Origin of the sequence: Myroides sp. A21, from assembly GCF_000807225.1 — a bacterium.
GTDB classification, from domain to species: Bacteria; Bacteroidota; Bacteroidia; order Flavobacteriales; family Flavobacteriaceae; genus Flavobacterium; species Flavobacterium odoratimimum.
In genome coordinates, this window is sequence record NZ_CP010327.1 from 3930752 (window position 1) to 3944758 (window position 14007).

Sequence of the window (14007 nt, forward strand, 5' to 3'; positions counted from 1 at the left end):
TATTTTGGGTTAAAAGATTAGTTCTTTGTTCTATTGGTTACCAATTGCTTTAGTGCAGCCCATTGTCTCAACGTTGTTTTTGCTTCTTGAGCAGGGTATCCTAATACTGTCTTACCTGCTTCTACATCTCCAGTCACTCCTGATCCAGCTCCTACTACAGCACCCTGCCCGATAGTAACGTGATCTTTAATAGAAGCACTACCTCCTATCACCACAAAGTCTTTTAGTGTAACTGAACCTGCTAAACCACTATTACCAGCCATGATACAGAATTTTCCTAACTCACAATTATGTCCTATCTGAACAAGATTGTCAATCTTACAACCATCTCCAATAATGGTAGCGCTAAACTTTCCTCTATCTACACATGAATTCGCTCCTATCTCAACATAATTACCAATAACTACATTACCGATCTGAGGTATCTTCACTAACCCTAACTCAGGAGACGGACAGAAACCAAATCCATCAGCTCCAATCACTGCGTTAGGATGTAAAATACAGTTATGTCCGATATGACTGCGCTCACGCACAATGACACCAGACCACAATATCGTATTATCACCAATCGTACTGTCATCTAATACAGTGACATTAGGATACATCTTTACATTTTTTCCGATTATTACATTTTCACCGATTACACAACCAGCTGCTATTTTAGCTCCTTCACCTATTACTGCTGTGCTATCTATCGTAGCATTAGGGTGAATATCTTCTTTAAATACAGGCATCTTAGGCGCAAATAGTGTAAGCAATTTAGCTAATGCTAAATCAACATTATCTACTTTAATAAACGCTCTATCTATACCTGGTAGAATAGAAATATCTTTATTTACAATAGCAATAGGGGCTTTTGATTCCCCCCATAAGCGTTCGTACTTTTTATTACCTATAAATGAGACTTGACATTCTTTGGCTTTTTCCAACTGCTCAGCTGTACTAATCTGTCTTAATGTACTTCCTACAACAACGCCATTTAAAACATCGTTCAATTCAGTTAAAGAGTATAATTTCATAATTGTGAAATAAAGTTTTTGAGTTTTATTTAATTAAAACGAATAAAATCAAAAAATATTTCATCACAAAACGATATTTATTTATTTTAACAAACAATTACATGTATTTATATTCAAAAAAATAAAATCACCTAAATTATAAAACTAGAAAGTCTTCTTATTTCCTCAATAATTGTTTACTCAATTCTCCTACTCTTTTAAGTTTAGCTTCAACATTCTCTGACCAAGGCAGGCCTATGCACAGTCGGATACAGTTCTCGAATTGTTCTTGTACCGTAAACATTCTACCTGGTGCTATACTAATGCCCTCCGCAATAGCTAAGTCATATAAATCCATCGCCTCAATAGAAGGATCAAACTCAATCCATAGTGATAATCCACCTTGAGGACGATTAACCTTAGTACCCAATGGAAAACTAGTAATAATGGTATTCAAATATTTCTGATAATTGCTATAGATCTCTTTTCTAAGTTTACGCAGGTGCTTATCATAATTACCTGAGCGCATAAAGCTAGCTACAGCTTCTTGCATTAAAGGAGGTGTAGAGATTAAATGCACTAACTTTTGATGCATGATCTTATTCTTATACTTACCAGGTGACACCCACCCTACGCGATATCCAGGAGTCAAGGTCTTAGATACAGAACTACACCAGATCACATTACCTGTCTTATCAAAGGCTTTACAACATTTAGGACGCTGATTACCAAAATACATATCTCCATAGACATCATCCTCTATCAATGGGATATCATGTTTCTCTAAGAGTTCTACTATTTCCTTCTTATTCTCATCAGGCATACAGCTTCCTAATGGAGTATTATAATTAGAGATCAATAGACACATATCGATATGCTCTACTGCATCCCTAAGAGACTGCACATCAATACCAGAAACTGGATCTGTGGGTAACTCAATCACTTTAAATCCTAAATCAATAGCTAGCTGAAAGATACCTGGGTAGCAAGGACTTTCTATTGCAATGGTATCTCCAGGTTTGCCTAATGCTAATAAACACAACGAAATAGCGCTCATGCTTCCATTAGTCGTAATAATATCTTCTTCTTTAAGACTACCTCCCCAAGTGATAGAACGCTGTGCGATCATTCTCCTCAAATTAAGATTGCCCTGTACAGAGTCATATTCTATCCCTCCATCTACTAATGATCTAGAGGCTGCTATAATCTCTTTCTTCATTTTGGCCAAAGGTAAAAACTCATCATATAGTGTACTATACGAGAATAAGGTCAGCTTTCTATTTCCCATATTAGAATATACCTTGCGAATAATCTCCTTAGGTTCCTTATTATTTGCTAAAAAGATAGGGTTACTCGGCTGAGGCAAAGGAATATCCGTATAGGATAGGTTACTTACAAAATATCCTGACTGAGGCTTAGATTCTATTAATGCCTGTGTCTCTAGTTCTAAATACACTCGTTTGGCTGTATTCATACTAATTTGATGTTCTGTGCACAACATTCTTACAGAAGGAAGTCTGTCTCCTTCTCTTAGGACGCCTGCTCTAATCTGACTAGCAATAGCATCTGCTATATTCAAATACAAATAATTCTGTTCCATAACAATCTCAACTGTGTCCTTCCAAAATTACAAAATTGATACTGTACTACATACTAATACAGTATATTTTTGTTAAAAAATAAAACATCAAGAAAATGAAACAAACTAGTGTAATTGATTCAGCACAACAAACTTCAACAAGTGGTTGGATCAATGGATTCATAGGAGTACTACTATTCAGTGGTTCTATGCCTGCTACTAAAGTAGCTGTACTAGAATTAGACCCAATATTCGTAACAGCAGCTAGAGCAGGTATTGCTGGTATATTAGCGCTGTTATGTCTACTTGTCTTTAAAGAAAAAAGACCTACTAAAAAACAATTATTGCCTTTATTTATAGTCGCTATAGGCGGAGTTATTGGATTTCCTTTATTATCCGCATTAGCGTTACAATATATCACCTCAGCACATTCACTAGTATTCTTAGGGACATTACCGATGTGTACTGCTGTATTTGCGGTATGGAGAGGTGGAGAAAAACCAAAGCCTATCTTCTGGTTATTCTCGATACTTGGATGTCTATTAGTAGTGGGATTTGCCTTTCTACAAGGGGTTACAAGTTCTCCTATAGGCGATATATTAATGCTTCTCGCTATCTTATTATGCGGGCTAAGTTATGCTGAAGGAGCTAAACTATCTAAATCTCTTGGCGGATGGCAAGTTATCTCTTGGGCAGTCGTATTATCTCTTCCTGTATCTATACCAATTATGTTGATTACTGCTCCTGAAGTACCTTCTCTAATAAGCACAGAAGCATGGATAGGGGTATCATATCTAGGAATATTTAGTATGTTTGTGGGGTTCGTATTCTGGTATAAAGGATTAGCACAAGGAGGTATTGCTTCTGTAGGACAACTACAGTTATTACAGCCTTTCTTTGGGTTAGCACTTGCAGCAAGTCTTTTAAACGAACAGGTAAGCACAGCTATGATTGCAGTAACTGTAGGCGTTATTCTATGCGTAGCTGGAAGTAAAAAATTCGGTTAGTAACCCCAATTACTAGCTACTTCAAACAGTGTAGAACAATACTAAAAGCAATCACCTTACTTTTGATATTTCCTCCTTCTGCACTGTTTATTTTTAGCTAAAAAGGGATTGGCTCTTAATTCTTAAAACTGAACAAAATTACCACTCTTTACATCTTTAGGCAACTCATTAAACTTGCGTTTAAAAGCAGCAGTAAAGTGTGTAGGATTTTTATACCCTACTTGTTGTGCGATATCTGCGATAGATAAATCTTGTTCTATCAATAGCTTCTGCCCCAATTCCATACGCTCATCATAGAGATGATTAAAAATGGTAGTAGAGAACAGTTCTTTAAACCCTCTTTTTAGTTTAAACTCATTGATTCCTGCTAATCTAGAAAGCTCTCTTAAAGAATATGGATTCTGAAGATTATTACTCACTAACTCTCTGACATAATATAGCTTATCAACATCACTCCTCGTCAGTGAACCACTTACCATCTCATATTTATAATCTCCACTATACTTAATCACTAAAAGAAGGAGCTCTACAATCTTGGTCTCCATATAAATCTTCTTCATCATACCATCATAAGAATTATTGACTAAGTCATACAGTAACTTCTTCATCTCTGGAACAATCATTAAGTTAGAAGAAAAAGCACTTTCTCTCTCACTGTACAAAGATTTACCAAAGTCTCCTAACAACTCTAGATCTCCATTAAACACACGCTCTAAATAAGGCAATGTTAGCTCTATGCCTATAGCACTGTAGTTTTCTTCAACAGGATTAAAAGCAAGGGAGCCATCGATATAAGGCAGATGAAAAAAACTAAAACGTCCTGTAGAAGTATTGACGCATTGTTTTTTATTGGATTGGTAAAAGTGTTCTCCTTGAAACAAAAAGAAAAGCTCAATGTGCTTCTGATCTCTTAACACTTCTTTCTGTTGTCTAGTCTTATGCTGTAAAGAGACGTGATCGATATGTAACTCTTCCATATCTAACAACTGTATATTCCCTTTTATGCCATGACTAGCATACCGCTCTCCTACATTTATCAATGTCTCTTTAACCATGATACCAAACTAAAGAATTATTACTATTCTACTGATTGAAAGTGACAAAGGTACTTAAAAAGACTTCCCTAATTTAAATCAACTCTAAATAATATTCGTTAATTAATATTTAATTAGGACAACACCCTATTTCTTCACTCCTATTTTCTGTGAATTAAAGTACTAGGAGGAACGCCATACTTCTTCTTAAATGCAATAGCAAAATGCTGAGGATACTCATAGTGAAGTAATTCAGCAACTTTATTGACTGAGAATTTCTGTGACGATAATAACTGATACGCATACTCAAAACGCAAATCTCTTACATATCTAATCAAAGAAGAATCATAGTATTTTTTAAAATACTTCTTCAGTTTATACTCATTGATATAGAATCGTTGACTCAGCATAGAGAATGTTATGTCTTGCAAAAAGTGATTATCTATCCAAGTTTTAATATGCAATAGTTTATCCGCATCATTCATAGATTTTATTTCTTCTATTGGAGCTACCTGCCTCTCTAAAGACTCCTGAACACTTAACAGTAAAAGTTCTGTTACCTTAGTCTCTAAATAAACTAGTTTCAAATCTGGATGAACATCACTCTGTAAAATATTCAATAATAACTGATGTATCTCTACAGGGATTGTTTTCGCTTTTGCAAATAGTGTAGTCGTCTTTCCTTGTTTAACTAAATTTAAAAAAGAAGACAAAGCAGGTATTTTAGTCTCAACTAGTTGTGCGAAATAGTCTTCATCAAAAAGAACCTCCACTACCTTTCTATTTGTTTTATACTTCAAATGCCCATTTACACGAGGTACATAAAGCAAATTAAAGCAATCCTGCGGAACCTCTATCGTCTCTCTTGCTGTAGAATAACAAGAATACCCCTCTAACTCTAACATTAGTTTAAAAGTACTCTTTTCGTTAATAACAGCGACATCTACAGTAGTAGGTACACTCCACTCTCCATAAGAGATAATAAAGTAGGGATGATCAATAAACTTCTGTTTAATAGGAATTCCTTTAAAGGTAAACTGCCCATATCTCTCTTTGTACTGTTCACCACTCCCCCACTCAATGCGGTTTGGAATATTCTTTAATACCTCTTGATATTGCTGATATAAAAGACTCATAACTCGTAGATTTATTAATACTTTTTGCGTAGATGATGAGGCAAATTTACTACTATTTTCGCATCACAACAATTTGAATTAAATCTAAATAACTTTTAAACAACATAGTTATAGCCGTTTTACTTTATAGGTAACTCCCCACTATCACTATAAGTCTACTTATCTCATGAAGAAAAAAGGTAAATCAACTTTCTCCAAAATCATTGCTTGGTTACATTTATGGCCTAGTATTGTCGCTGGTATTATACTAGTCTTTGTCTCTCTTACAGGGACTATCATTGTATATGGAGATGAAATCATGCAGTGGTCTGCAGGGAAAGAAGCACGCTATATAGAGCCTAAAGGAGTTCCTTTAAAAATAGATGAGATCACAGCTATACACAAAGAGAAATTCCCAGGACATAGTTTTTCTTATATCGTGGTAGATAAAGATCCTGCTAAAAGCTGGGTTATTAATTCAGTTGATCTAAAGGATCGAAAGCTAAGTTTTATCTATATTAACCCGTATACTGGGGAGGTACTAAAACAGGATCGCTCTATCGGTTTCTTCTATGTTATGGCTCAACTTCACTCTAATCTGTTAATGGGTAAAACAGGAGGTTGGATAGTCGCAATCTCTACTATCATATTTGTGTTAAGTACTTTGACCGGATTAGTCCTTTGGTGGCCTAAAAAATGGACAAAGGCAACTAGAGATAGTAGTTTTAAGATTAAATGGAAAGCTAAGTTTAAACGTCTAAATTACGATCTACACAATGTATTTGGTTTCTATAGTGCTATTATTTGCTTTCTACTTGGAATGACGGGTTTACTTATCTTCTTTAGCCCTTTAATGAAAGGAACTGTAAGTCTATTCGGAGGGGAAGGTAAAATGTGGTTCTATACCTTACAAGATTATCCTAGAGACCATGAAGCGACTAAAGATTTTGCGTTCTATGATACGAATGTTTTAATCCAAAAAGCATTTGACTTACACCCAGATAAAACAATCATCAGAATCTGGACTTATAATTATGACAATGTAAGCATATACCCTTTCTTTTTAGGAACCAATGCTGGTCTAAAAAGTGAAGAAGGGAAAGAAGCTATTTACTTTGACAAATTCAGTGGAGAAATGGTCAATGATAGCAAAGAACAAAAGATCTACGATAAGGTAGACAATCTAGTCTGGCAAATACACATGGGGCAATGGTGGGGACAGCTAGGTAAGTTCTCTACGTTTATAGCTGGTATTATTGCAACTAGTCTTCCTATCACTGGATTCTTAGTATGGTGGGGACGCCGAAACAAAAAATCAAAATCTAAAAAATAGTAATCGTTATGAGAAAGCAATTAATAACTTTTGCTTTACTAGCCTTAACCATCACAGGCTGTAAAGAAAGTCAAAAAGAAACAGAAACTTCTAATTTTATAGAAGTAGAAAACAATGGAACAACGGTACAAGTACCTATACAACCCAAAACTGTAGCAGTCTTAGAAAGAGGTATTATGGAGAATATGAACGAATTGCAAATTCCGTTTCAGGGAATGGCAAAAGAGTTCACTCCTAAGTATTTATCACATCTTGAAAAGGATAAGAGTATCGTAGATTTAGGTGCTGTATTTAAACCTAATTTTGACGTAGTAGCTAATCTAAGTCCTGATCTTGTATTCATGGATAATGCCTTCCCTGCAGATTATGATGAAATGGTAAAAATAGCGCCTACCTTAATGTTAGGCATCCCTAATAAAGGAGATAACTATCTAAAGTATATACAGGACAATATTCTTCTACTTGGCAAAATATATCAAGTAGAATCAAAAGCAGAAGCGTTATCAAAGGATTTAGACACTCGTTTAAGTGATTTAAAAGCCCTTATTGCTAAAAGTGAAGCTAAAGCAATGGTAATCATTCACTCGGAAGGGAACTTCCGCTTATTCGACGAGAATACGCGTTATGGATTTATATTTAAAGACTTCGGTGTAAGAAGTGCAACCAATATCACTACGGAGATTGCCAATAATCATGGACAAATGATTAATAGTGAGTTTATCTTAGAACACAATCCTGATATCTTATTTATTATAGATAGAGACGCCATCGTACAAAACACAGATAAACCTACTCAAATAACTAATGCATTACTAGAAAAAGTAACTGCTTATAAACAAAATAAAGTTATCTATCTAGATCCAGATGCTTGGTTCTTATCTGGTTCTGGAGCTACTTCATTTAAAATCTTCTTAGAAGATATTGCCAAAGGTTATCATTAACACCACCATAATAATTCTACAAAGAAAGCCTCTTAAAATGTATGCACCCGAGCAAGTACATCTTGTGAGATCTAATTATTCTTCTACATTATCCAGGATAAGTTTCTTGTAATTATGAGGATATAAGTCAGCGATATTCTTGTGGTTGATGGATTGAATATTTTCAAGAACATACTTTAGCCATTGATATGGATTAATGTCATGCTTTTTGCAGTTAGCAAAAAACGTATAGGCCATAGCTGCTCTTTGTGCTGCATCATGAGAACCGGCAAAGAGATAGTTTTTACGACCAATTGCTACAGGTCTGATTACATTTTCAACAAGATTATTGTCTATCTGCAAGTTTCCATTGTGTAAGTAATCACTTAGATTACTCCATCTTTTTTGAGAGTACGCAAAAGCTTTACCTATTCTACTTTGAGGTAAGGTAAGATTCATCTGAGCAATCATATATTTACCAAGCTTGTTGATGATTGGTAAACTTTCATCTAGACGAAGTTCTTTGATTTGGTCAGGAGCTAAGTTTTGTTCTTTAGCTTTTCTCTCTATAGCATATAACTTCTGTATTTCTACTAGTACATGCTGCGCCCTTTTTCTATCGTTATCTAAAGCTTTTTCAAATTCACGTCGAGCATGTGCCCAACAAGCAAGATGCGTTACATCTGACTTATTTCCATAGGCTTGGTAGCCGCTAAATCCATCAGTTTGCAGATATCCTTTGAAGTTTTTTAATATAGGTAGTGCAGCACTACCGCTACGAGTAGGACTGTAATTAAACATTACAAGCTTGGATATAGGTGCATGATACACCCAATAGTAGCCAAGATGAGTTTTGTCTTTCTTTTTCTCATCTAAGACTTTGATGGTGGTTTCATCAACTTGGAGATAACCTTCATTTTTGATGTCCATCACCAGCTTTTGGTATAGTGGTTTTAAAGCATCCATACTTTGAGCAGCCCAACCATCTATTGTAGAAGAAGCTATATCGATATTTTCTCTTGAAAAGCGTTGCTTTTGTCTATAAAGAGGAAGGTGGTCAACATATTTATCTACAAGTATTGTGGATAATAATCCCTCTGAAGGGATTCCTTTATCTATAATTCGCTCTGGAAGATCGCCAATACTAATTTTAGTATTGTCTTTATCTTTAGTAGCGTATTTATATCGGATGTAACGCTTGATTTTAAAGTAACCTGGAACATAATCTAACACATCTGTAGTTTCTTTACCAATGCAAATCATATCAGATAAATCTCCCTCAGGATGTATTTCTATTTCTTCTACGGGTAAATGATCTGGTAGTTTAGCTCGTCCTGGATGTTTCTTTTTCTCACGAGAGTAGGTAATCTCTTGTTTGATTACTTCTTCTTGTTCCTCTAAGACTGCTTGTTCAACATCTAAAGGTAATTGAGTTTGATTGGGATCCTCAAAACGTTCTCGGCTTTGACCGAACTTCATGCGCTCAAGTAGCTTTACACGATATTCCAGTTCTGTATTTTTTTCTTCTAGTTTAGAGGTCTTTTCTTCTAAGCTAGTAGTTTTCTTCTCTAACTTAGTATTTACTTTTTCTTGTTTGGAAATAGTCTTTTGGGCTTTGGTTAAAAGTGCCAAAAGTTCTTGTTTCGATAAGTTTTCTAAGTCTATTTCCATGAAGTAAATATACGTCAAAAGCCTTATTTATACAAGGATTAAGGCTGTTTTATCTCATGGAAAACCGCCTTTTTTGACTACTTTTTATCACTTGTATTCCTTCAATCATAAGTACCAAATCACTCCAACTGATTTGAGTCCGATTATGAATAGGAAAAGCAAAAGTACCTTGTTCTAATCGCTTGTGATATAACACAAAACCACCTGTTTCCCAGTGTAAGAGTTTAATCTGATTACATCGACGATTGATAAAGACGTAGACACTTCCATTATGAGCGACTTGATTAAGCTCGTTTTGAACAAGACCACATAGACTATCGAAACTCTTGCGCATATCACAAGCTGATTTATACAAGTAGAATTGATGGCTACTACTCAGACTAAACATTACACAAGGTTTACTAATGAATAGAGTTCACCCAAATCTTTCGTTTCTAAACGTAACTTCACTCCATTAGGATACACGATTTCGTATTCTTTACTGTCGGTTTTAGATGTTTCACCTATTGCTATAAAGTTACTTGAGCCTTCTTGCTCTGTTTCACTCTTAAACTTTACTACCCAATAACTAAATGTCGCCAGCTTAATTCCAACACTTTCACAATACTTTGATTGTGTTAATCCACTTGCTTGCCAATCCTCTACATGAGAGTACATAATTTCTTGTTTGCTCATCTCTTTATTATTTAAAGCAAACTTACTTCCTTACATTATATTATGAAACATGCACTTGCTGGGGTGCATACCTTAAAATTACTTAAGAGGCTTTATTCTTTTGTATTCTTCTAGAAGAGAGGTGTTCTCTCTTTTATATTAATTTTATTTTTTTCTCCTTACTTCACTTGCTTGGTACTCATCACCATCAGTAGTGTAAATTTTAAATCTTACTTCATATTCTTCTGGAACGTATACTACGATAGGTAATTTACCATTGTAACGTGTTAAATGAGGTTGTCCACTTACAAATAAGTTTCTCTTAGCTGCGTCAGGGCATCCCATCATCGTAGAAGCTACATCTCCTTTCGTTGTGAATACAAAATAGCTATATCCCCAACCTTGAAGATCTTTCTCTTCTAATGTCCCCATTAAGTTAAAATGATTACACCCGTCTACCTCCATCATTTTACCAACTGTAAACTCGATCTTCTTACTATCATCTTTAGAAGAGTGAGGTACTTCAATTACTACTTGCTTATATCCTTTCTCTGGAACAGGGAAAATAGATACATCTGTTCTTGTGATTGTCTGTGCCATAGTTACAGTCATTAAACCAAAAAATACAACGATTAAACTTAAAACTTTTTTCATTTCTTTTTCTTTTTAATTGACAACTCTTATTTCATATCAAAACAAAAGTTATTGTCGTTATTAGTTAATAGCAAATTACAAAAAAAACACAAGCCAACGTGTTAAATAATGTATTATTTATAGTTAAATCTAGAAACTGATTCAAATAAAACAACGTTTAAAAAGATTTACCACATTATTAAAAAAAAGAAAGCACAACTGAATTAACAATTGTGCTTTTTATAACTTATAGTTGGATAGTGTTATCCTATCTTCACTAGTTTACTGTTTTCTTTTTCTGCAACTTCTTTTCTCAATAAGCTACTAGAGAAACGGTGATCTCTACTGTTAAAGTAAAGCTCTATTCCTTTTTCTTCACAGTATTTACGTCCTGTAAAATTCTTATCTTGATACTCATCACCTAAAATACGAACATCTATCTTAAATGATCTTAAGATATCTTCTAAATCCTGCTCTGTAGCATAAGGAACGATCTCGTCAACAAACTTACATCCCTTTAGTTGAATATATCTTTCAACTACAGACTGAGTTGGTTTATTTTTCTCTGGTCTATCTAAAGTAGGATCAGTTTGTAATCCTACAATTAAAAAATCACATTGACGTTTTGCATCTTCTAACATCTTCACATGCCCTGCGTGCAATAAGTCAAATGCACTAAAAGTTATTCCAATTTTCATACTTATCTTTTTTGCCTAGTTTTTAAACAGTAATAAAACAATTTATTAACCATTTATAAACTAGATTATATCTTGTACCCTTTTTTATTTTCTTAAATTAGGATACAAATTTACTAATTATATTCTATTTATGTTAAATCAAGATTAAAAAATATCAAATATTACAATTCTAAAACAATTTAAATATTGTTTTTTTTATAGAAAATAGTTCTAACATTATAAAAATGATAGAATAACAAAATATTTAACGTAGCACATTATTCATATAGTGTACCTTTTTTCTACAGAATGCCACAATTGATTTTGATTCTTCAATCACAAAGATAAATAGTCCTACCTCTTTTTAAATAAGGAATTCCGTAAAACAGCTATATTTTTTAGGGAAGGGCTAATATAGGTAGAGTATCTGGCTAAGTAATCACAAAAAAATCACTCCTGTATTTAGAACATTTTCTCTACAATCACTAACCAATATACCTTTTCATTAAAGGGGGTAAAAAAAGACTGCAGCACAAATTCTTAGGGAAAAGAATTGATTGTGCTGCAGGTGGGGAAAATACAATTGCTCAGAAAAAATCTTTGCAAAATACTCTACACTGAGCTAGCTAAATGTAAAGTTTTCCGAATTAAAAATTTGTTGTTTTGAATTACAAATATAGGAAAAGGTTCTAATAATCACTTCATACTAAAGTACCAAATTATCTCTAAAAAACACCACTTAATAGACTAATAATAAACATTCTAACACCTGAATCGTACTAAAGTACTATATCTTTTTTTTTAGAAAAAAAGACAAATATGATAGATTTACTCAAAAAAAACTCACTTTGCCATAAAACTTCAAGACGTGAACTTTTATTCTTGAAAAATAACTATTTTTGCCCCTTAAATCACTGACTAACAAAACATGAATGCCTTACACAGTTGTAAAAGAAAGAATATATTACAGATATTACTAATTTTACTACTATTCACACCTACGACTTATTGTTTAAGCCAAACTAACAATGAGCAATTTAATTTTATAGTAAACCACTTAAAATTCGAGGCACTAGATCATGACTCAACTACACAGTATTCTAAGGATAAAGAAGGAAACACTTGGTTAAAAATAACTATCCCTCAAGATTTATTAAACAAACCACTTATATTACAATTTCCTACCATTCACGTAAATAATTATAATATTTATGCGAAACAGAATGGCCTATGGGAAAAAACAACCATAAATACTGACTTAGAAGGTGGAAAAATAAGTCCGCAATATCAAGAGAACCATTTTATCACTGGTCATAACACAATATATTTTAAGTCAAAATCTTCTTATGTTCATTATGGGAATTTTATACTTGTTGAGCGTGCAGAGTATAGAAGTATTATGCTTAATACAATGATCAAAATAGAGGTTTTTTATAGTTTATTTTTACTTTCTATAGCGCTAACCTTTGGCTTATATTCACTATTTAAAGAGAAAGTTATCCTTATTTATTGTATATATATCGTATCTGTCTTTATTATTTATTTAGTAGAAGATGGGTTACTCTATTTTTTATATAACAAACAGTGTAATGAGTTACTGATATTAGCAATATCTATACCTATTAGCTGTCTGATTTTCTCATTATTTATATACTACTTTTTAGATATACAGAGATTACCATCAAAACTGAAATATTTTTACTCCTTCCAAGTGCTATTGTATATTGTATTAGGCATAGTACTTTATCAAACTAATAATTCACTGTACTTCATCATCATAGTATGTAGTACGCTAGTATCAACTATAATCACTTTAGCACTTGTCTTAAAGTATTATAAAGAGGATATGTCTGTTCGTTTTATTACTTATTCATTTAGTGTAATCGCATTGACCTCGATGACGTATTATCTTTCTATATTTCCTGGTAATTACTACCTCTCATTTGTAGATAAGGATAAGATTCGTATAATCTATAGTATCGCATTTACTTTAGCAAGTTATTCCTTATGGATCAAAGCAAAGAAGCTTAAAGCAGATCATGAATCTCTTAAAAATGAATTAGAATCCCTTAAGGCTAATCAATCACAAAAAGCACACAAAGATTTAGAACATAAAGAAAAAACACCAAATCATCACATAGAAAAAAGTACTTTCAAAGAACAATCGATTCAAGAAGTCTTAAGAGAGAAGTACCTCTGTACAGATCGAGAAATAGACGTTATTATGGGGATATGGGATGGTCTGTCCAACCAAGAAATCGCAGAAAAACTCTCTATATCTCTTAGTACAACCAAGCATCATGTAAGCAATGCCTATACAAAGCTAGATGTAAAAACTAGGAGTCAAGCATTACTTTTAAAAGAGACCTTACTTTCGGGAAAATAA

The 14007-nt window shown here is 33.6% G+C and carries 13 protein-coding genes; 4 read left to right on the forward strand and 9 right to left on the reverse strand.

The window, feature by feature from the left end:
• Positions 1–17: 17 nt before the first annotated feature.
• Together lpxD and MYRA21_RS17545 are read right to left on the reverse strand one after the other, a co-directional pair.
• Positions 18–1019 carry a UDP-3-O-(3-hydroxymyristoyl)glucosamine N-acyltransferase gene (gene lpxD, locus MYRA21_RS17540; RefSeq protein WP_006264112.1) on the reverse strand — a complete coding sequence of 334 codons (1002 nt, stop codon included), beginning with the start codon at positions 1017–1019 and terminating at the stop codon, positions 18–20.
• A 157-nt stretch (positions 1020–1176) separates the two neighbouring features.
• Positions 1177–2598, reverse strand: coding sequence for a PLP-dependent aminotransferase family protein (locus MYRA21_RS17545; protein WP_039330123.1), 1422 nt, complete (start codon positions 2596–2598; stop codon positions 1177–1179).
• Positions 2599–2693: 95 nt separating this feature from the next.
• Between MYRA21_RS17545 and MYRA21_RS17550 the strand changes: the two genes are divergently transcribed.
• The gene (locus MYRA21_RS17550; RefSeq protein WP_016649037.1) at positions 2694–3584 is read left to right on the forward strand and encodes a DMT family transporter; all 891 of its coding nucleotides are present in this window, start codon (positions 2694–2696) and stop codon (positions 3582–3584) included.
• 122 nt (positions 3585–3706) lie between these two features.
• Here the strand turns inward: MYRA21_RS17550 and MYRA21_RS17555 are convergent, their stop codons facing one another.
• Positions 3707–4639 (reverse strand): helix-turn-helix domain-containing protein, encoded by a 933-nt coding sequence (locus tag MYRA21_RS17555; RefSeq protein WP_039330124.1) that lies wholly within the window; start codon positions 4637–4639, stop codon positions 3707–3709.
• 140 nt (positions 4640–4779) lie between these two features.
• Positions 4780–5754 (reverse strand): AraC family transcriptional regulator, encoded by a 975-nt coding sequence (locus tag MYRA21_RS17560; protein ID WP_039330125.1) that lies wholly within the window; start codon positions 5752–5754, stop codon positions 4780–4782.
• Positions 5755–5920: 166 nt separating this feature from the next.
• Here MYRA21_RS17560 and MYRA21_RS17565 point away from each other — a divergent pair, with 166 nt between their 5' ends.
• Positions 5921–7066, forward strand: a complete 1146-nt coding sequence (locus MYRA21_RS17565) for a PepSY domain-containing protein (RefSeq protein ID WP_039330126.1) — start codon at positions 5921–5923, stop codon at positions 7064–7066.
• Positions 7067–7074: 8 nt separating this feature from the next.
• On the forward strand, positions 7075–8007 hold the full coding sequence (locus MYRA21_RS17570) for a siderophore ABC transporter substrate-binding protein (protein ID WP_039330127.1): 933 nt from the start codon (positions 7075–7077) through the stop codon (positions 8005–8007).
• Positions 8008–8082: 75 nt separating this feature from the next.
• Here the strand turns inward: MYRA21_RS17570 and MYRA21_RS17575 are convergent, their stop codons facing one another.
• The 5 genes from MYRA21_RS17575 to MYRA21_RS17595 form a co-directional block, all read right to left on the reverse strand.
• Positions 8083–9657 carry an IS66 family transposase gene (locus tag MYRA21_RS17575; protein WP_039329170.1) on the reverse strand — a complete coding sequence of 525 codons (1575 nt, stop codon included), beginning with the start codon at positions 9655–9657 and terminating at the stop codon, positions 8083–8085.
• Between the two features lie 49 nt (positions 9658–9706).
• Complete coding sequence (gene tnpB, locus MYRA21_RS17580) at positions 9707–10045, reverse strand: IS66 family insertion sequence element accessory protein TnpB (protein ID WP_081316899.1); 339 nt, start codon at positions 10043–10045, stop codon at positions 9707–9709.
• A complete protein-coding gene (locus MYRA21_RS17585; RefSeq protein ID WP_006258245.1) occupies positions 10045–10332 on the reverse strand; it encodes a hypothetical protein in 288 nt (95 codons plus the stop codon). Before MYRA21_RS17585 ends, tnpB begins: the two co-directional genes overlap by 1 nt.
• 144 nt (positions 10333–10476) lie before the next feature.
• Entirely contained in the window at positions 10477–10965 is a 489-nt protein-coding gene (locus MYRA21_RS17590; protein ID WP_039330128.1) for an ecotin, read from the reverse strand.
• Between the two features lie 242 nt (positions 10966–11207).
• Positions 11208–11642, reverse strand: coding sequence for an adenylyltransferase/cytidyltransferase family protein (locus tag MYRA21_RS17595; protein ID WP_006258385.1), 435 nt, complete (start codon positions 11640–11642; stop codon positions 11208–11210).
• 907 nt (positions 11643–12549) lie between these two features.
• On the opposite strand from MYRA21_RS17595, the gene MYRA21_RS17600 reads away from it, so the two are divergent.
• Positions 12550–14007 (forward strand): LuxR C-terminal-related transcriptional regulator, encoded by a 1458-nt coding sequence (locus tag MYRA21_RS17600; RefSeq protein ID WP_039330129.1) that lies wholly within the window; start codon positions 12550–12552, stop codon positions 14005–14007.